Source organism: Pelagibius sp., from assembly GCF_028281305.1.
GTDB lineage: Bacteria > Pseudomonadota > Alphaproteobacteria > Kiloniellales > Kiloniellaceae > Pelagibius.
Window position 1 is genome coordinate 1 of sequence record NZ_JANQKD010000131.1, and the last position, 17,976, is coordinate 17,976.

General features: G+C 67.0%; 17 protein-coding genes and 2 pseudogenes. 8 read left to right on the forward strand and 11 right to left on the reverse strand.

Features of this window, described 5'->3' with window-relative positions; all coding sequences use genetic code 11:
• The 8 genes and pseudogenes from Q0982_RS23585 to mutM form a co-directional block, all read right to left on the reverse strand.
• Positions 1 to 312: pseudogene (locus Q0982_RS23585) on the reverse strand (ATP-binding protein); the annotation flags it as partial.
• 58 nt (positions 313 to 370) lie between these two features.
• Positions 371 to 1,603 (reverse strand): DNA replication/repair protein RecF, encoded by a 1,233-nt coding sequence (gene recF, locus Q0982_RS23590; protein ID WP_299400446.1) that lies wholly within the window; start codon positions 1,601 to 1,603, stop codon positions 371 to 373.
• Between the two features lie 133 nt (positions 1,604 to 1,736).
• Positions 1,737 to 2,855 carry a DNA polymerase III subunit beta gene (dnaN, locus tag Q0982_RS23595; protein ID WP_299400448.1) on the reverse strand — a complete coding sequence of 373 codons (1,119 nt, stop codon included), beginning with the start codon at positions 2,853 to 2,855 and terminating at the stop codon, positions 1,737 to 1,739.
• Between the two features lie 431 nt (positions 2,856 to 3,286).
• Complete coding sequence (gene dnaA, locus Q0982_RS23600) at positions 3,287 to 4,744, reverse strand: chromosomal replication initiator protein DnaA (protein WP_299400450.1); 1,458 nt, start codon at positions 4,742 to 4,744, stop codon at positions 3,287 to 3,289.
• A gap of 646 nt (positions 4,745 to 5,390) precedes the next feature.
• Entirely contained in the window at positions 5,391 to 5,654 is a 264-nt protein-coding gene (gene rpsT, locus Q0982_RS23605) for a 30S ribosomal protein S20 (RefSeq protein WP_299400453.1), read from the reverse strand.
• Between the two features lie 194 nt (positions 5,655 to 5,848).
• On the reverse strand, positions 5,849 to 6,625 hold the full coding sequence (locus tag Q0982_RS23610; RefSeq protein ID WP_299400454.1) for an enoyl-CoA hydratase: 777 nt from the start codon (positions 6,623 to 6,625) through the stop codon (positions 5,849 to 5,851).
• A 118-nt stretch (positions 6,626 to 6,743) separates the two neighbouring features.
• Positions 6,744 to 7,115 (reverse strand): hypothetical protein, encoded by a 372-nt coding sequence (locus tag Q0982_RS23615; protein WP_299400456.1) that lies wholly within the window; start codon positions 7,113 to 7,115, stop codon positions 6,744 to 6,746.
• A 95-nt stretch (positions 7,116 to 7,210) separates the two neighbouring features.
• Positions 7,211 to 8,044 (reverse strand): bifunctional DNA-formamidopyrimidine glycosylase/DNA-(apurinic or apyrimidinic site) lyase, encoded by an 834-nt coding sequence (gene mutM / locus Q0982_RS23620; protein WP_299400458.1) that lies wholly within the window; start codon positions 8,042 to 8,044, stop codon positions 7,211 to 7,213.
• A 137-nt stretch (positions 8,045 to 8,181) separates the two neighbouring features.
• Between mutM and Q0982_RS23625 the strand changes: the two genes are divergently transcribed.
• On the forward strand, positions 8,182 to 9,045 hold the full coding sequence (locus tag Q0982_RS23625; RefSeq protein ID WP_299400460.1) for a class I SAM-dependent methyltransferase: 864 nt from the start codon (positions 8,182 to 8,184) through the stop codon (positions 9,043 to 9,045).
• A gap of 4 nt (positions 9,046 to 9,049) precedes the next feature.
• On the forward strand, positions 9,050 to 10,651 hold the full coding sequence (gene ubiB / locus Q0982_RS23630; protein ID WP_299400462.1) for a 2-polyprenylphenol 6-hydroxylase: 1,602 nt from the start codon (positions 9,050 to 9,052) through the stop codon (positions 10,649 to 10,651).
• Positions 10,652 to 10,716: 65 nt separating this feature from the next.
• Here ubiB and Q0982_RS23635 read toward each other — a convergent pair whose 3' ends face one another.
• Positions 10,717 to 11,082 carry a hypothetical protein gene (locus tag Q0982_RS23635; protein WP_299400465.1) on the reverse strand — a complete coding sequence of 122 codons (366 nt, stop codon included), beginning with the start codon at positions 11,080 to 11,082 and terminating at the stop codon, positions 10,717 to 10,719.
• Positions 11,083 to 11,224: 142 nt separating this feature from the next.
• On the opposite strand from Q0982_RS23635, the gene coaBC reads away from it, so the two are divergent.
• The 5 genes from coaBC to Q0982_RS23660 all read left to right on the forward strand — a co-directional run bounded on the left by coaBC (position 11,225) and on the right by Q0982_RS23660 (position 15,594).
• Positions 11,225 to 12,433: a bifunctional phosphopantothenoylcysteine decarboxylase/phosphopantothenate--cysteine ligase CoaBC gene (gene coaBC, locus Q0982_RS23640; RefSeq protein WP_299400467.1), complete on the forward strand. Its 1,209-nt coding sequence runs from the start codon at positions 11,225 to 11,227 to the stop codon at positions 12,431 to 12,433.
• A 33-nt stretch (positions 12,434 to 12,466) separates the two neighbouring features.
• Entirely contained in the window at positions 12,467 to 13,006 is a 540-nt protein-coding gene (gene dut, locus Q0982_RS23645; protein ID WP_299400469.1) for a dUTP diphosphatase, read from the forward strand.
• Positions 13,007 to 13,021: 15 nt separating this feature from the next.
• A complete protein-coding gene (locus tag Q0982_RS23650) occupies positions 13,022 to 13,477 on the forward strand; it encodes an Rrf2 family transcriptional regulator (RefSeq protein ID WP_299400471.1) in 456 nt (151 codons plus the stop codon).
• A gap of 35 nt (positions 13,478 to 13,512) precedes the next feature.
• Entirely contained in the window at positions 13,513 to 14,541 is a 1,029-nt protein-coding gene (gene cysK / locus Q0982_RS23655; RefSeq protein ID WP_299400473.1) for a cysteine synthase A, read from the forward strand.
• Positions 14,542 to 14,775: 234 nt separating this feature from the next.
• Complete coding sequence (locus tag Q0982_RS23660; RefSeq protein ID WP_299400475.1) at positions 14,776 to 15,594, forward strand: molybdopterin-synthase adenylyltransferase MoeB; 819 nt, start codon at positions 14,776 to 14,778, stop codon at positions 15,592 to 15,594.
• 31 nt (positions 15,595 to 15,625) lie between these two features.
• Here Q0982_RS23660 and Q0982_RS23665 read toward each other — a convergent pair whose 3' ends face one another.
• On the reverse strand, positions 15,626 to 16,141 hold the full coding sequence (locus Q0982_RS23665; RefSeq protein ID WP_299400477.1) for a cupin domain-containing protein: 516 nt from the start codon (positions 16,139 to 16,141) through the stop codon (positions 15,626 to 15,628).
• A gap of 241 nt (positions 16,142 to 16,382) precedes the next feature.
• Here Q0982_RS23665 and Q0982_RS23670 point away from each other — a divergent pair, with 241 nt between their 5' ends.
• Entirely contained in the window at positions 16,383 to 17,417 is a 1,035-nt protein-coding gene (locus Q0982_RS23670; protein ID WP_322097101.1) for a BMP family ABC transporter substrate-binding protein, read from the forward strand.
• Between the two features lie 438 nt (positions 17,418 to 17,855).
• Here Q0982_RS23670 and Q0982_RS23675 read toward each other — a convergent pair.
• Positions 17,856 to 17,976 (reverse strand): annotated as a pseudogene (locus Q0982_RS23675) (D-glycerate dehydrogenase); the annotation flags it as partial.

A 17,976-nucleotide genomic window follows, 5' to 3' on the forward strand; every position in this document is an offset into this window, starting at 1 on the left:
GGCGTGGATGTCCACCGGAATGCCGCGCCCGTTGTCGGAGACGGTCACCGAGCCGTCGCCGTTCAGGGTCACCGTCCCCGTACCTCAGTGGCCGGCCAACGCCCCGTCGATGGCGTTGTCGACCACCTCGTAGACCATGTGGTGCAGGCCGGAGCCGTCGTCGGTGTCGCCGATGTACATGCCCGGGCGCTTGCGCACGGCCTCCAGGCCCCGCAGGACCTTGATGGACTCGGCTCCGTAGTCCACATCGCCGGAGTCGACTTGACTGGGTGTCGGCGCGGAGAGGCTGGAAGGATCGTCGCTGGTACTCATAGGTTCCTATATCTCGTTGCCCGGCATCTCGTTGGCCGGAATCTCGTTGCCCGGCATCTCATTGGCAGGACAGGCCACCGGCGGGATGGATCGTCCCCTCCGCGATGGCGAAGAACTGCGCCCGGCCTTGCAGGGACTCGAAATCGGCCACATCCGTGCCGGTGAGCCAGGCTTGGGCCCCCAGGTCCAGGATCTCGCCATAAAGGGCGGCGCGGCGGGCGCCGTCGAGGTGGGCGGCCACCTCGTCGAGCAGCAGCAGCGGCGGCGCCCCCCGTTCCAGGGTCAGCAGGCGCGCGTGCGCCAGCAAAACGGCGATCAACAGGGCTTTCTGCTCGCCGGTCGAGCAGAGCGCCGCGGCCACGCCCTTGTCGGCATGCTCCGCCGCCAGATCGCTGCGGTGCGGTCCGATAGCGGCGCCGCCGGCTTCCGCGTCCTGGCTGCGGCTCTCCGCCAGCCCTGCGCGCAGGCGGTCCTCCACGGTCAAAGCCGGCTGGCCCTCGGCCAGCCAGCCCTCCACCGTGCCGTCAAGCGCGAGGCGGGCCTTGGGAAAGGGCCCTTCGCCGGCGTCGCAGGCGTGCTGCAGGCGTTCCACCATGGCCAGACGCGCATCGGCGATGGCAATGCCGTGGCGCGCCATGGAGTCTTCCAGGGCTTCGAGCCAGGCGCGGTCGCCGCGCCCGCTCTTCAGCAGACGCGCGCGCTCCCGCAGGCTGTGTTCGTAGGCATTGCTGCGTGCCGCATGTTCGGGATCGTAGCCGTAGACCAGGCGGTCGAGAAACCGCCGCCGGCCGCCGGCGCCTTCGCGGAACAGGCCGTCCATCTGCGGGGTCAGCCAGACCATCGACACGACTTCGGCCAGGGCCTGCTGCCCGCGCGCCGCAACGCCGTCGACCTTGATCAGGCGGCGCTCCCGCCCGTTGCCGCCGCCGCTGGCGGGGTCGCGCCCGCTGCCGAGATCGCGGGGACCTTCCGGCGTCATCACACTGGCCGCCACCGCCCAGGGCGCAGCCTCCCGATCGGCTTCCTCCTGCTGCCGGCTCACCCTGTCCACCTCACCCAGCTTGGCGCCGCGCAGGCCGCGCCCGGGCGCCAGAAAGGAAATCGCCTCGAGGAGATTTGTCTTGCCGGCGCCATTGGGCCCGGTCAGCACCACCGGCAAAGCGGCGGGAGCGCCAGCCGGGGCGCTGGCCGAAGGGGGCGCAAGCTCCAGTTCCGCGCGCGCGTAGCTGCGGAACTGGTGCACCAGCAGCCGCTGGATCCACAGCCCGGCTGCCGATCGCTCCGGTGACACGGCGGGCGGCCCCGCAGCACCAAAGGTGGCCGGTGTCAGCAAGGGCGGGCCACACCGCTGTGGCCCCACAGCGCCAGAAGAGATGGCAGCAGACGAGATGGCGGCAGACGAGATGGCGGCAGCAGGCGCGCCATTACACCCTCATCGGCATCAGCACGTAGAGCGCGCTGGGATCGGCCACCTCGCGCACGATGGTGGGAGAGGCCGGGTCCGCCATGGTGAACTGCGCCGCGTCGCCCTCGATCTGTTGGGCAATATCCAGCAGGTAGCGGGAATTGAAGCCTATCTCGATGCCCAGACCGTCGTAGTCGATCTCCAGTTCCTCCACCGCGGTGCCGTTCTCCGGCGAATTGGCGGACAGTGTCAGCGCACCCTTGTCCACCGCCAGCTTCACCGCGCGGCTTTTCTCGCTGGAGATGGTGGAAACCCGGTCGACGGCCTCGGCGAAGGTCTTGCAGTCGACCTCTAGGACCTTGTCGTTGCCCGAGGGAATCACCCGCTCGTAGTCCGGGAAGGTGCCGTCGATCAACTTCGAGGTCAGTATCGTGGGGCCGAAGGCGAAGCGGATCTTGGTTTCGGAGAGCGCGAGCTCCACCGGATCGTCGATCCCTTCGACAAGACGGCGCAGCTCCCCGACGGTCTTGCGCGGCACGATCACGCCGGGCATGCCCTTGGCGGCGTCCGGCAGCGGCATCTCGACCCGCGCCAGGCGGTGGCCGTCCGTGGCGACCGCACGCAGCACCGAGAGCTCGTTGCTGGCCGTGGCATGGAGATAGATGCCGTTCAGGTAATAGCGCGTCTCCTCCGTGGAGATCGCAAAGCGGGTCCTGTCGATCAGCGTTTTCAGCTCGCTGGCCTGCAGGGTAAAGCTTTGCGGCAGATCGTCTGCCGAGGTGGCAGGAAAATCTTCCCGCGGCAGGGTCGCCAGCGTAAAGACCGACCGCCCGGCCTGCAGGGTGAGGCGGGCGTCGTCGCCACCGGCCTCAATGGACACCTGAGAGCCTTCCGGCAGCTTGCGCACGATGTCGTAGAGGGTGTGCGCCGGCGCCGTCGTCGCCCCGGGCTGGGACACCTCCGCCGCCAGTTTGTCGACCACCGTCAAATCCATGTCGGTAGCGGTCAGCGACAGCGCCGAGCCCTCTGCCTCAATCAGAACGTTTGAGAGGATGGGAATGGTATTGCGGCGCTCGACGACGCTCTGGACGTGCGTCAGCGACTTCAGGAGCGCGGCGCGTTCGATGGTCAGCTTCATGGTGCGATTGCTAGGCCTTTAGGCGTTGTTGTCGTGGCAGGCGTTGTGGTGGCAGACGTTGATGGTGGTCGTGGTATCGGTGCTTCTTGCAGCTGCTGTACTGGCCTTAGATGTGGAGCCGGTGGAGCCGGGCTCGCGCGGCCTGTTCCCTCGCCGGGCGCCGGCGTGAGGCGCCTCCGAAAACACGAGGAATTCAAACCCATCAGCACCGCTTGCGGAGGCCGGAAATCCGCCCCCGCGATGCGGTCGGGGAGTATACCACGGACCGCAGAAAACGTAAGCTTTAAGCGCAGTTGGGGGGTCTTGCCCGCCCGGTCAAGAGGAACCGGCGGCAGCGGGCGCTAAACGACTCTTTTGGCTGGCTTTTCCACCCCGGTCCGGACCCGACCCCGGGCCCGGCTCAGGCGTGACCCGGGGACCGGAGCGGCCCCTCAGGCCTCCAGCATGCGGCGCAGCAACTCGACGTCCTCGGCAAAGCCGGAGTCGGTTGCTTTCAGTTCCTCCACCTTGCGCACGGCGTGCATCACCGTGGTGTGGTCGCGGCCGCCGAACTTGCGGCCGATTTCCGGCAGCGAGCGGGAGGTGAGTTGCTTGGAGAGATACATGGCGACCTGCCGCGGCCGCGCCACGGCGCGGGCCCGGCGGGCGGAATGCATGTCGGCGACGCGCACGTTGAAGTGGGCGGAGACGCGCTTCTGGATTTCCTCGATGGTGACCCGGCGGTCATTGGCGCGCAGCAGGTCGTGCAGTACCTCCTGGGTGGTCTCCAGGGTGATCGGCCGGCCCACCAGGGTGCCGTGCGCGACGATGCGGTTCAGCGCCCCCTCCAGTTCGCGGACGTTGGAGGTGATCTTGTGGGCGAGGAACTCCAGCACCTTGACCGGAATCTCGGTCGTGCTCTGCTCGGCCTTGGCCTGCAGGATACCAAGGCGCAGTTCGTAGGTGGTGGGATGGATGTCGGCAACCAGCCCCCAGCCCAGGCGCGAACGCATGCGCTCCTCGACACCTTCGAGATCGCTCGGACTCTTGTCGGCGGAGATGATGACCTGGCGGTTCTGATCGACCAGCGCATTGAAGGTATGAAAGAACTCTTCCTGCGTCGCCTCGCGGCCGCCGATGAACTGCACATCGTCGATCATCAGCACGTCGACGGAACGGAACTGTTCCTTGAAGGCCATGGTGTCCTTCGTGCGCAGCGCGCGCACGAACTGGTACATGAACTTTTCAGCCGAAAGATAGATGATGCGTCGTTCGGGTTGCTGCTTCTTGATGTGCAGTCCGATGGCATGCATCAGATGTGTCTTGCCGAGCCCGACACCGCCATAAAGGAACAGGGGATTGAACGGTGCAGTCGGCGCTTCGGCAACGCGGCGCGCTGCGGCGTAGGCAAGCTCGTTCGGTTTGCCGACGACAAAGTGTTCGAATGTGAGACGCGGATCGAGCGAAGCGGAGATGCTTTCGCGCCCACCACCGCCGCCTTTCGACGAAGACGACTGAGGTGCGCGCTTCGCACCGTTGGTCACGCCGCCACCGCTCGCCTTAGGCACAACAACCTCCCTGATCTCCTGCTCACAATTGCCAAGCAGCGCGTCACCGGCACCGGGTTTGGGAGAGGGGCGTGATGGCGGTTGCACCACGATTTCGATTCCTGCGATGGAGGGATCTTCTTCCGTCCACAGCGCATCAAGCCGCGCTGCGTAGTTGCTGGCAACCCAGTCGCGCATGAATCGCGTCGGCACTGCCAGACGAAGTTTGCCGTTTCGCGCACCCGCAAGAGTCAGCGGCGTGAGCCATGATCGGTAAGCGGCTTCCCCCACTTCCGCGCGCAACTTGCCGCGCACGCGCGCCCATTGTTCAATGACAGTCGCCTCGCCGTCACCAGAACCCATTTAGCATACCCCCCAAAAAGCGTCCTGCCCCTTCGTCCTGACGTCCACCCCCATGCTGCACCGAGAGGTATTGCGGCGACAAAGCACAAGCATCGTCCATGACGTGGTCAGCAACCTCGTTCGCTTTTAGTTGTCCAAGGTATCGGCTTGAAAGCGGCCCCAAGAGCCAGGCGGGTCGGAAAAAAACAATGTGATCCTAGAGAGACATCTACCCCTCGCCGCACCCGCAGCTTCCTTAATATTTGATTGTGGGAATTACTTACTAGGTGCGGATTTTTATTTTGCTTTTTCCAATTTTTTCTTACTCAGAACCCCCAAGCGCGATGCAGTTAATGTACGCGCAAAGACTTCGGGTGACAAGCGGATCGAATGGAGAACGACACTTTTTTTACGGCCAGGGCGCATCTGCAACACTGCGAAATCGGCGTTGCGAAACCGACACTGGGAACACGCCGCTTTTCTCTGCAACGAACCGGTGAGTTGACTCCGCCGCACACGCTTCGCGCCGGAAGGAGTCACCCCCGGCACAACGATCACGGCAGAACAATCATCGTACGAGGATGACGCACAGACGAACACCGCGCCCCCCGGCAGAGGGGCGCGGTGCTGTTCCGGAAGGCCGGCGTGTTGCCGGCCCCGACTGCGATCAGCCGATCGCTTTGACCCTGGCGGAGAGACGCGACAGCTTGCGCGCAACGGTGTTCTTATGCAGAACGCCGCCGCGAATACCGCGCTGCATTTCCGGCTGCGCCGCGCGCAATGCCGTCTGCGCCGCGTCCTTGTCGCCGCTGGCGATTGCCGCTTCGACAGCCTTCACGTGGGTGCGAATGCGGCTGACGCGCCGACGGTTGATTTCCGTGCGGCGGGCGTTGCGGCGGATCCGCTTCTTGGCCGACTTGTGGTGTGCCATAGCTTAGAATTTCGTGCTCAGTCTGCGAGAAAGGCGGGGTTATAGCCCCCGCCCTCCGGCGCGTCAAGCAGCGTGATTCGGCGGGCCCGGGGGGCGCCCACAGAGGCCCGTAGGCCTCTCCAGGCCATGGATTTCCGGTGCTTTCCCAGGCGCCTTCCCCAGCACCTTCCCCGGCACCTTGCCCGGCAGCGGCCTTACCGGTTCTTCCAGTCCGGCTTGCGCTTCTCGGCGAAGGCGGCCATGCCTTCCTTCTGGTCCTCCAGGGCGAAGGTCGCATGGAACAGCCGGCGCTCGAACTTCACGCCCTCGGCCAGGGTGGTCTCATAGGCGCGGTTCACCGCTTCCTTGGCCATCAGGACCACGGGCCGCGAGAGCCCGGCGATCTTGCGCGCGGTCTTCATCGCCTCCTCCTGCAACTCGGCCGCCGGAACGACCCGCGCCACCAGCCCGGCGCGCTCGGCTTCCTCGGCATCCATCATGCGTCCGGTCAGGCAGAGCTCCATCGCCTTCGACTTTCCGACGAAGCGCGTCAGGCGCTGGGTGCCGCCGGAGCCGGGAATGGTGCCGATGGTGATCTCCGGCTGGCCGAACTTCGCGCTGTCGGCGGCGATGATGAAGTCGCACATCATGGCGATCTCGCAACCGCCGCCCAGAGCAAAGCCCGCAACGGCCGCGATCACCGGCTTGCGCGTCTGGGAGAGCCGCTCCCACCCCTCGGTAATGAAGTCTTCAGCATGAACCTGCTGAAAGGACTTGTCCTTCATCTCCTTGATGTCGGCGCCGGCGGCGAAGGCCTTTTCCGAACCGGTGACCAGAATGCAGCCGATCGCATCGTCGCTTTCCAGATCGTCCAGCGCGGCGCCGAGATCGTCGATCAGGGCGGCGCAAAGCGCGTTGAGGGCCTTTGGCCGATTGAGGGTGATCACCCCGACGCCATCGTGCTTCTCCAGGATGATGTTCTCATAGGTCATCGACCGGGTTCCTTTCTGGAAGGGTTGCGACGCAAATTGCTCAAGGACAGGGAAGCTTCGGCAAACGGACGGCGGCGGACCATGCTGCTGCGGAAACCAGACTATTGCGGAAAACAGACTACTGCGGGAAGAGGCGGAACTTTACCGTGACGACGCCCGGTGCTTCGGTTGCCGAGAGCTGCAGGCGCTCGCCCTCGCGCAGGTACCCGCCGCGGTCCGGCTTCCAACCCAGTTCGGGCAGGGTGGACTCATAGAAGCTGCGCACTTCCTGCCAGGTGAGCGGACCCGTTGCGAAAGCCTCGACGATGCGCCCGCCCGGCTTGTCGAACACCAGTCCGTCTTCAGGGCGCTCGGTCAGCCCGGGCATCAGCGGCAGGTCGGCAACGCCGGCGACATAGCGCGCCGGTGCCTGCGCGAAAGCCGGCAATGACGGAACCGCCGTGGCGGCGATCAGAAAAGCGGAGACAAGAACCGGAAGCAGCGAAGGCATGCGCCTGTCTACCTTAGCGCCGGCAAGGGGCGCAATAGCGCCGGAGCGGATCACCAGGCGCCATGGCCTTCGCATCTGCAGCGCGGACGACAGCCCTAGCGCTGGCAGCACGGGCAATAGAAGGTCGAGCGGCCGCTCTGGACGATGCGCCGGATCTTGCCTTCGCATTGGAGACAGGCTTCCCCCTCGCGCCCATAGACCGCCCACTCATGCTGAAAGTAGCCGAGCTCGCCGTCGGCCTGTACGTAGTCGCGCAGCGAGGAGCCGCCGGCATCGATCGCGCGCTGCAGAACCCGGCGGACCGCCGCCGCCAGGCGTTCGGCCCGCCCGCCCTGTACCGTGTAGGCTTGGCGGCGCGGCGACAGGCCGGCGAAGAACAGCGCCTCGCAGACATATATATTGCCGAGCCCGGCCACCACGCTCTGGTCCAGCAGGGCCGCCTTGATGGGGCTGCGCTTGCCCTTCAGGGCGGCAGCCAGGGCCGGACCGTTGAAATCGTTGCCCAAGGGTTCGGGCCCCAGCGCCTTCAGCAGGGGATGGCTGTCCGCAGCCTCGGCATCGAAAAGGTCCATGATGCCGAAGCGCCGGGCATCGTTGTAGCGGACCTCCGTGCCCTCGTCGGTGACGAAGACCACGTGATCGTGCCGATCGAGCGCCGGGGCCGGGGCATCGCCGCATTCATGGATCGTCATGCGCCCGGACATGCCGAGATGGCAGAGCAGGACCTGGCCGTCGTCGAGATGCATCAGCATATACTTCGCCCGCCTGAGGATATGATCGACCCGGCGGCCGGTCAGCCGTTCGGCGAAGCCCGCGGGGAAGGGAAACCGCAGGTCCGCGCGCCGCTGGTCGACCCGTGCCAGCAGGCGCCCTTCCAGGCGCGGGCGCAGGCCGCGCACCACGGTCTCGACTTCCGGCAATTCAGGCATGAAGGTGAGGGTCCAGAGGGGGTACCGCTTGCAATGGCTGTAACGAAGGGCAGCAACGAGAGCTGTGACGAAGTGACCCTTGTGCGGGCCGGTGCCCAGAGTAGCGTGATCGGATCGCGCGCGCTATGGTCCGCGCAATGAGCCCAGGCACCACCGCAGACAAGACAGGCAGGGACGACAACGCCGCTTCCGACCCCGAGGGGGAGCGCGCGCACTTCGGCTATCGCGACGTCGCGGCGGCGGAAAAGGCCCCTCTGGTGCAAGGTCTCTTCCAGTCCGTGGCCGGACGCTACGACCTGATGAACGACCTGATGTCCGGCGGCATCCATCGGCTCTGGAAGTCGACGATGATCGACTGGCTCGATCCGCGGCCCGGCCTGCGCCTGCTGGACACGGCCGGGGGAACCGGCGACATCGCGCTGCGCGTCTGGGAGCGCCTGGGCGCACGCGGGCAAGAGAACGGCACCCAAGAGAGCGCCGCCCCCGATGAGTCCTCGGGCCAGGACGGCAGCCGCATCACGGTCTGCGATCTGACACCGGAAATGCTGGCGGTGGGACGCGACCGCGCCCTGGACCGCGGCATCCTGGACGGCATTGCGTGGATCTGCGGCGATGCCGAGCGCCTGCCGCTGCCGGACTCCTCCGTCAATGCCTACACCATCGCCTTCGGACTGAGAAACGTCACCCATATCGACAAAGCCCTGCGCGAGGCGCGGCGGGTCTTGAAACCGGGCGGACGCTTTCTCTGCCTGGAGTTCAGCCGTGTCGTCGTGCCGCTCTTCGGCGACCTCTACGACCGCTATTCCTTCAAGGTCCTGCCGGCCATGGGGGCGGCGGTTGCCGGCGACCGCGACGCCTACGTTTATCTGGCCGAGTCGATCCGCCGCTTTCCGCCGCAGGAAGACCTCGCCGCCATGATGGCGGAGGCCGGTCTGAGCCAGGTTCGCTTCCGAAACCTTTCGGGCGGCATCGCCGCGCTGCACTCCGGCTGGCGAATCTAGCGCGATGCTGCGAACCATCCGGTCCCTTCTGCGCTTTCAGCGCATCGTCCGCACGCTGGCGCGCCATGACGCCCTGGCGCCGCTGGAGGAGACCGGCATCGCCCCCGGTGCGGTCTGGGTCGCACGGCGCCTGTCGCGCCGCGCGGCGGAAGGACGGCCGGGCCAGAAGCTGGCACGGGCGCTGGTGGAACTGGGGCCCAGCTTCATCAAGCTGGGCCAGATGCTGTCGACCCGCGCCGATCTGGTCGGCGACCAGGTGGCGCAGGACCTGGCCGACCTGCAGGACCGCCTGGCACCCTTCGATGCGGCCCTGGCCCGCCAGGCCATTGAGGAGGAGTTCGACAAACCGCCCGAAGCGCTCTTCGCCAAGTTCGACGACGTCCCGGTCTCCGCCGCCTCCATCGCCCAGGTCCACCTCGCCACCGTGCGAGAACCCGCCGCAGCCCCTGACGGCGATGGCGACAGCGGAGCGCAGGGCGGCGCGGCAGAGTCTCTGATGGAGCGACCGGTCGCCGTGAAGATCCTGCGCCCGGGCATCGAGAAAGCCTTCGAGCGCGACCTGGAGTTCCTCTACTGGGTGGCGGAATGGGCGCTGCGCGCGCAGCCCAAGCTGCAGCGCTTCAAACCCATTGACGTGGTCCAGGTCTTCGAGACCACGGTGCGGCTGGAGATGGATCTGCGCATGGAGGGGGCGGCGGCCTCGGAACTGGCGGAGAACTTCGCGGACGACCCGACCTACACCGTCCCGGCCATCGACTGGCAGCGCTCCTCCCGCCGGGTGCTTACCATGTCGCGGGTCAGCGGCATTCCCATGGACGACCGTGACGCCCTCCTGACCGCCGGCCACGACCTGCAGGAGGTTCTGACCAAGGCGGCCGCGGTGTTCTTCAACCAGGTCTTCCGCGACGGCTTCTTTCACGGCGACCAGCACCCCGGCAACATGTTCGTCAACGCCGACGGCAACATCCTGGCGGTGGACTTCGGCATCATGGGCCGCCTGGATTGGCGCACCCGCCGCCATCTGGCCGACATGCTGATCGCGACCCTGGAGGGCGACTACCAACGGCTGGCCGAGGTCTACATGGAGGCCGGCTACCTGCCGCAGCGCCACGCCCTCGACATCTTCGCGCAGGCGCTGCGCTCCGTCTGCGAGCCGATCGCCGGGCGGCCGCTGAACGAAATCTCCTTTGCCCGCCTGCTGGCCCAATTGCTGCGGCTGACCGAGTCCTTCGATCTGCCGGTGCAACCTCAATTGCTGCTGCTGCAGAAGAACATGCTGATGGCTGAGGGCGTCAGCCGCAGCCTCGACCCCTCGCTCAACATCTGGACCCTGGCGCAGCCGCTGATCGATGCCTGGATGCGGGAAAACCGCGGGCCGGAGGCGCGCCTGCGCGAGACCGTCGACGATGTCCTCCACACCCTGCAGCGCCTCCCGACCCTGGCCGACAACCTGGACCGGGCGACCGAGGAGCTGGCGGCCGGGCGAATCGGCCTGCACCCCGATACCCTGCAGCGGATCTCCCAGCGCCAGGCCAGCGGACTTGCCCGCTGGGCCCTGGCAGCGGCCCTGGCGGCCCTGGTTTTGGCAGCCGTGGCGGCGTTTTAGCAGTCTTCTCGACCGCAGTTGCCTCTCTCGAAACCGGATGCCTTTGACCTTCTCGTCAGCGCACATCACTGCACCCGGAAAAGGTCTCCATCATCAAAGCCCACCGTCACGGCTTTGGCCTTTGCCAAAAAACTGCGCCGACCGGCATCGGATGCGAGGAAGGCCTTCAGCGCCTCGACCACTTCTTGGCGGAAACCGTCCCAATCCTCTGCACCTGTCGACGTCCGGTCCACGGGAAAGTAGCGCTCAGAAGGCGAGAATGCCTCGTCGCAGGCCCAGTCATCGTCGTCCGGATCGAAACGCTTTGCCCCCGTCAGATAGGCACAATAGCCCCCCTCCGTTTCGAAAAGGCCCAGGTTGAACGCGATTACGGTTGTCGGTGGGCGTTCGGCCTCCACCACGCGGCCCAACCACGCCTTAAGCCCTTTCAAATCCACAATCCCTTGTATTGAAACCTGAATCTCCGCCGGAGACGCTGCCAACACTGTAGTGAAGCAGTGCATAGCTTGCCATCATCGTCGCGAACGCATACCTTATCTACGACTTGAAACCGTGAAATCTGGGAAAACCGACGTGTTGACCGGAAAACGGATCCTTCTCATCGTTTCCGGCGGGATTGCCGCCTACAAATCCCTGGAGCTGATCCGCCGCCTGCGGGAGCGCGGGGCCGCGGTGCGCTGTATTCTCACCAAGGCCGGTGCGGAATTCGTGACGCCGCTGTCGCTCTCGGCGCTCACCGAGGACAAGGTCTACGGCGAACTCTTTTCGCTGACCGACGAGGCGGAGATGGGCCACATCCAGCTCTCGCGGGACGCCGACCTGCTGGTGGTGGCGCCGGCCTCCGCCGACCTGCTGGCCAAGATGACCCAGGGCCGCGCCGACGACCTCGCCTCCACGGCGCTGCTCGCCACCGACAAGGCGGTGCTCGTCGCCCCGGCGATGAACGTGCGCATGTGGGAGCACGCGGCGACCCAGGCCAACCTCGCCCTCCTGAAAGAGCGCGGCGTGCTGAGCGTCGGCCCCAACGAGGGCGACATGGCCTGCGGCGAATACGGCTTCGGGCGCATGGCCGAGCCGATGGAGATCCTGGCCGCCATCGAAGCGGCGCTGCAGGCACAGTCCGGCAAGGGACCGCTGGAAGGCCTGCGCGCCCTGGTCACCAGCGGACCGACCCACGAGCCCATCGACCCGGTGCGCTACATCGCCAACCGCTCCTCCGGCCGCCAGGGCCATGCCATCGCCGCCGCCCTGGCCGCGCAGGGGGCGGAGACCACCCTGGTTTCCGGACCCAGCCGACTGCCGGATCCGCCGGGGCTGAAGACCCTGCACGTGGAAACCGCCGCAGAGATGCTGGCCGCCTGCCAGAGCGCGCTGCCGGCGGAAATCGCCGTCTGTGCCGCCGCCGTGGCCGACTGGCGCGCCGCCGTCCCGGCCCAGCAGAAGATCAAGAAAAACGGGGCGCCGGCGAAGCTGGAACTGGCCGCCAATCCGGACATCCTGGCCGCGCTTTCCAAGGCCGGCAGCACCCGCCCGAGCCTGGTCATCGGCTTCGCCGCGGAGACCGAAAACATCGTCGCCCAGGCGCAGGAAAAGCTGGCCCGCAAGGGCTGCGACTGGATCCTCGCCAACGACGTGGCGCCGGAGAGCGGCACCTTCGGCGGCGACCACAACCAGATCCATCTGATCCGCGCCGAGGGCGTGGAGACCTGGCCGCAGATGACCAAGGCGGAGGTGGCGACCCGCCTCTGCCGCGAAATCGCCTCGACCCTTGGACGCCCCTAGACCGCTGAACCTTAGGACATCCCGAAGACCCGCATGACTGCCACTGCCCCGACACACGACCCGACACCGGCTCCTGCCGACACTCTCGCCGAAAATGCCGCCCTCGCGGTCTCCGTCAGACAACTGGACCATGCCGCCGATCTGCCGCTGCCGGCCTACGCCACGGTCGATTCCGCCGGCATGGACCTGCTGGCCGCGGTCGCCGAGGACGTGGTGCTGGCCCCGGGCGAGCGCCGCCTGATCCCCACCGGCCTCGCCATCGCCCTGCCGCCGGGCAGCGAGGCGCAGGTGCGCCCGCGCTCCGGCCTCGCGCTCAAGCACGGGCTGACGGTGCTGAACGCGCCGGGCACCGTCGATGCGGACTATCGCGGCGAGGTCGGCGTGGTGCTGATCAACCTGGGTCAGGAGCCCTTCACCATCACCCGCGGCAGCCGCATCGCCCAGATGGTGGTGGCGCGCTATGCCCGCGTCGCCTGGCGCCCGGTGACCGATCTGGAAGAGAGCGCCCGCGGCAGCGGCGGCTTCGGCTCCACGGGCATTGCCGGCGGTCAAGCGGCCGCCAAGGCCCCTTAAGGAGCGGGGGCGCCGATGCTGAGGCTGTCGAAGAAGCTGCTTTTCGCCATCGAGGCGGTCGTCGACATCGCCTATCACGCCGGCTCCGGCCCGGTGCGCTCCACCGACATCTCGCGCCGCCAGGGCATTCCGCGCCGCTACCTGGAGCAGGTGCTGCAGCAGCTCGTCCATCACGGCATCCTCGCCGGCCAGCGCGGCCCCAAGGGCGGCTACCGCCTGGCCCGGGAGCGGCGGCGGATCTCGGTCGGCGAGATCATCCGCATCGTCCGCAAGCTGGAGGGCACCATCGACCCGGCCAGCGAGCCCGACGGCTCGGAGATTGGAGTCAAGATCGTCCGGCCGATCTGGATCGAGATGCAGCTGCAGATGATGGAGCGCCTCGACAACATCAGCATCGAGCAACTCTGCGAAAGGGCGCGCGAACGCGGCATCGTCAGCGAGGCCAAGAACGTGCCCGACTTCAGCATCTGACCCTTTCTCCCAACCGCCGCCGCTGAAAGACAGCCATGGAAGCAAGGAAGCGCACGACGCCGGAGGCCGGCGCGCAAAGTCCCGCCGAACCGCTGGCCGGGGAAGGCTGCGAGTTCCGCGGGCGCATCTACGATTCGATCCTGGAGACCATCGGCGCCACGCCTCTGATCCGCGTTGCCAAGCTGGCCGAGGCGCACGGCGCCGTGGCCGAGGTGGCGGGCAAGTGCGAGTTCTTCAACCCGCTGAACTCGGTGAAGGACCGCATCGGCCTTTCCATGGTGGAAGCGCTGGAAGCCGACGGCCGCCTCAACGCTGAGGGGGGGCCCGAGGGGGTCATCGTGGAGCCGACCAGCGGCAACACCGGCATTGCGCTTGCCTTCGTCTGCGCCGCCAAGGGCTACCGCCTGATCCTCACCATGCCGGAGACCATGTCGGTGGAGCGGCGCAAGATGCTGCGGCTGCTGGGGGCGGAACTGGTGCTGACCGACGGCAGCCTGGGCATGAACGGCGCCGTCGCCAAGGCCGAGGAGATCCTGGCCAAGAACCCCGGCGCGGTGATGCCCCAGCAGTTCAACAACCCGGCCAATCCCGACGCCCACTACCGCACCACGGCGGAGGAGATCTGGCGCGATACCGGGGGCCAAGTCGACGTGGTGGTCTCCGCCGTCGGCACCGGCGGCACCCTGACCGGCGTCGGCGCCGCCCTGAAGGCGCGCAAGGAGAGCCTGCAGATCGTCGCTGTCGAGCCGGAGGACAGCCCCGTGCTCTCCGGCGGCGCCCCCGGACCCCACAAGATCCAGGGTATCGGCGCCGGCTTCATCCCCGGCAACCTGAAGACCGACCTGATCGACGAGGTAATCCGCATCGGCAACGACACGGCCTTTCGCCTGGCACGGGAGGCCGCGGCCCTGGAGGGCCTGCCGGTGGGCATCTCCTCCGGCGCTGCCCTGGCCGCCGCCCTGGAAGTCGGCGCCCGCCCGGAGATGAAAGGCAAGCTCATCGTCGCCATCCTCCCTTCCTTCGCCGAACGCTACCTCTCGACCGACCTCTTCGAAGGGATGTGAGGGCGTCCCCCTCACCCCGACCCTCTCCCACCAGGGGAGAGGGGGAAAACAAAGGGGCATCTGAGCAATCAGGCTGTCCTGATGAGACACCGATAAGTCGATCGCACCTTTGAAACCCTCTCCCCTGGTGGGAGAGGGTTGCGCAGGCTTGGTGAGGTTGAAGACCGAGCCTTAGCCGAAGCTGGGTGAGGGGGACCCCTTTGTCCAACGGCCTCAAGGCGCTAGACTGGACCCATGGACTTCTCAGACGATCAGATCGACCGCTACGCGCGCCACCTGGTGCTGCCGGAGATCGGCGAGGAGGGGCAGGCCAAGCTGCTGAACGCCCGGGTGCTGGTGATCGGCGCCGGCGGCCTCGGCTCGCCGCTGCTGCTCTATCTCGCCGCCGCCGGCATCGGCACCCTGGGCATCGTCGACGACGACGAGGTCGATCTCTCCAACCTGCAGCGCCAGGTGCTGCACGACACCGCCAACGTCGGCATGGCAAAGGTCGAGTCCGCGCGGCGGCGCATCGCCGAGATCAATCCCGAGGTGACGGTGGAGGCGCACTCCATGCGCCTGACCCCCGACAATGCGCTCGACCTCATCGCACGCTACGACCTGGTGGCCGACGGCTCCGACAACTTCCCGACCCGCTATCTGGCCAACGACGCCTGCTATCTGGCGAAAAAGACCCTGGTCTCCGCCGCCATCATGCGCTTCGACGGCCAGCTTTCCACCTACAAGGCCCACGAAGCGGGCGACAAGCCCTGCTACCGCTGCCTCTTCGGCCCGCAGCCGGGCGACCCGAAGGAAAGCTGCGCCGATGTGGGCGTGCTGGGGGCCTTGGCCGGCACCCTGGGCGCCCTGCAGGCCAACGAGGTGGTGAAGGAGGTGCTGGGGATCGGGCGCAGCCTCACCGGCGAACTGCTGCTTTTCGACTCGCTGGAGACCACCTTCCGCAAGGTCACCGTACCCCGCGATCCCGGCTGCGCCCTCTGCGGGTCCCAGGCCACCATCCGCGACCTCAAGACCCTGGACTACCGCACCGGCGAAGCCCTCTGCGCGGTCTAGAGGTCGGGCGCCATAAGCCCCTGGCCCCGCCTCACTCCTTCGCCAGAAAGTCGGCGAAGCTGAGCTGTTGGGCGTCCTTGTCGTCGTAGGCCTGGATGCCGCCGGGGCCGAAGAGGATGCGCTTGCCGAGGCGCGGGAAATGGCCAACGTCGAAGCCGCTGCGCTCCCCGCCCATCAGGTAGACCAGATCCTCTTCGAAAGGATTGGTCAGGTGGTGCGGCGGGCCGCCGGGGGCGGGGAAACCCATGAAGTCGCCGGCCCCGACCTCGAAAACCTCCGCGCCGATCTCCGCCCGGCCGCGCCCGGAGAGGATGTAGAGGAACTCCTCGTCGCGCTCGTGGCTGTGGTAGACGAAGCTTTCCTGCCCCGGCGGCACGCGGCCGAGGGTGAGGGAGACACGCGTCAGCCCCGCCGCGGGAGCCAGGCTCCTCAGGTAAATGTCCGACTTCGGATTGAAGGGATGGCGGATGTGGACTTCCGGCATCTCGGCAATCTCGGCGGCAGTGAGCAGGGGCTTGGCCGCAGGGGGCGCGGGGGTTTCGGCCATGGGATTGTCCTCTTTCGCTAGACCAGTGCACTGACAGCCGGGCACCTCGTTCGAGAACCAGATTCAGGCGGCCAAGGGGCGGTGTGCAGTGGCCAATATGCGGCGGGCGGTGTGCGGCAGATAGAACGCAGCAGACAGGACGAACGGCAGCGGTTCCGGCGGGCGCAGAAATAGCATAGCCTGACCGCCTTCGCAGCGCTCTTTGGCGACAAGCAGGGGCGCAGAGCCTAGGAGCCGCCCTTTGACCCGTGTTTTCCGCCGCCGCCTCGCCACCGCCCTAACGGGGTGTCTTTTCTTCGCCGCCGCCGCTACAGCCATCACCAGCCCGGCCATGGCCGCCAACGATGCCGGGCCCGCCGTGATCTATTCGGTGGGCGGCAAGTTCGACGGCTCCTTCAACGAAGCGGCCTACCGCGGCGCCGAGCGCTTCAAGGCCGACACCGGCGCCGCCTACGCCGAGTTCGAGATCAGCTCCCCGGCCCAGAGCCTGCAGGCGCTGCGCACCTTCGCCCAGCGCGGCTATTCGCCCGTCGTTGCCATCGGCTTCAATCATGCCGGCGCCCTGGCCCAGGTGGCGCCTGATTATCCGGAGACCGACTTTGCGATCATCGACATGGTGGTCGAGGCGCCCAACGTGCGCTCGGTGGTGTTCCGCGAGCAGGAGGGCTCCTACGTCGTCGGCGTGCTGGCGGCGATGGCCTCCCGGACCGGGACCCTGGGCTTCGTCGGCGGCATGGACATACCCATCATCCGCAAGTTCGCCTGCGGCTACATCCAGGGCGCGCGCAGCGCCGACCCGGAGGCGAAGGTGCTGGTCAGCATGACCGGCAACACGCCCGCCGCCTGGACCGACCCGGCGCGCGGGGCGGAACTCACCCGCTCCCAGATCGAACAGGGCGCCGACGTCATCATCCAGGCCGCGGGCGGCACCGGCATCGGCGTGCTGCAGGCCGCCGCCGACGGCGGGGCGCTGGGCATCGGCACGGACTCCAACCAGAACGCCTTGCATCCGGGCAAGGTGCTGACCTCCATGAGGAAGCGCGTCGACGTGGCGGTCTACGAGAACTTCCAGGCCGCGCGCGACGGCCGCTGGGCGCCCGGCGTGCAGGTGCTGGGCTTGGCCGAAGGCGGCCTCGACTGGGTGATCGACGACAACAACCGCAAGCTCATCACCGCGCAGATGGAAGCCGCCGCCGAAGCGGCGCAGGCAGCCATCGTCAGCGGCGCCGTCAAGGTCCACGACGCCTCGACCGAGGGCCCCTGCCCGGTGCAGTAGGGGCGGCCCCATACCGTTCGTCATACTCGGGCTTGACCCACGGCTGTCCGGTTTAGCGTTTTGGTGTTTCGGGCAGAGGCTTGTGCTGTCAGGCGTTTGAGGCAACGGCTTCAGTTCGGGACAGGCCATCGAAGGTTCAAGGGCGCAGGGCTTTGTGTGGAAGGGGTGTCACCCCCACCCCGACCCTCCCCCATCGAAGGGGGAGGGGGAAGGTATTGATGCGGGTTAGAAAATCCCCCTCCCCCCTTGATGGGGGGAGGTCGGGAGGGGGGTGAGTTGCACGCCCGCTGTTTGCCTGTATTCCACGCTGTTGCGCTAAACCGGACAGCCGTGGGGCAAGCCCTGACGTGACAGCTTAGGAGAGCGCCTTGTGGTTGCGCGCGAGGGTGGGGTCGTGGCGGTTCAGACTGTTGCCCGATACACCCGGGACGAGAAACCCTAGAACATCGTCTCCAGAACCCGGTCGGGCGGGGTGTGGCCGTCGACGAAGGTCTTGATGGAGATGATCACCTTCTCGCCCATGGCCAGGCGCCCCTCGATGGTGGCCGAGCCCATGTGG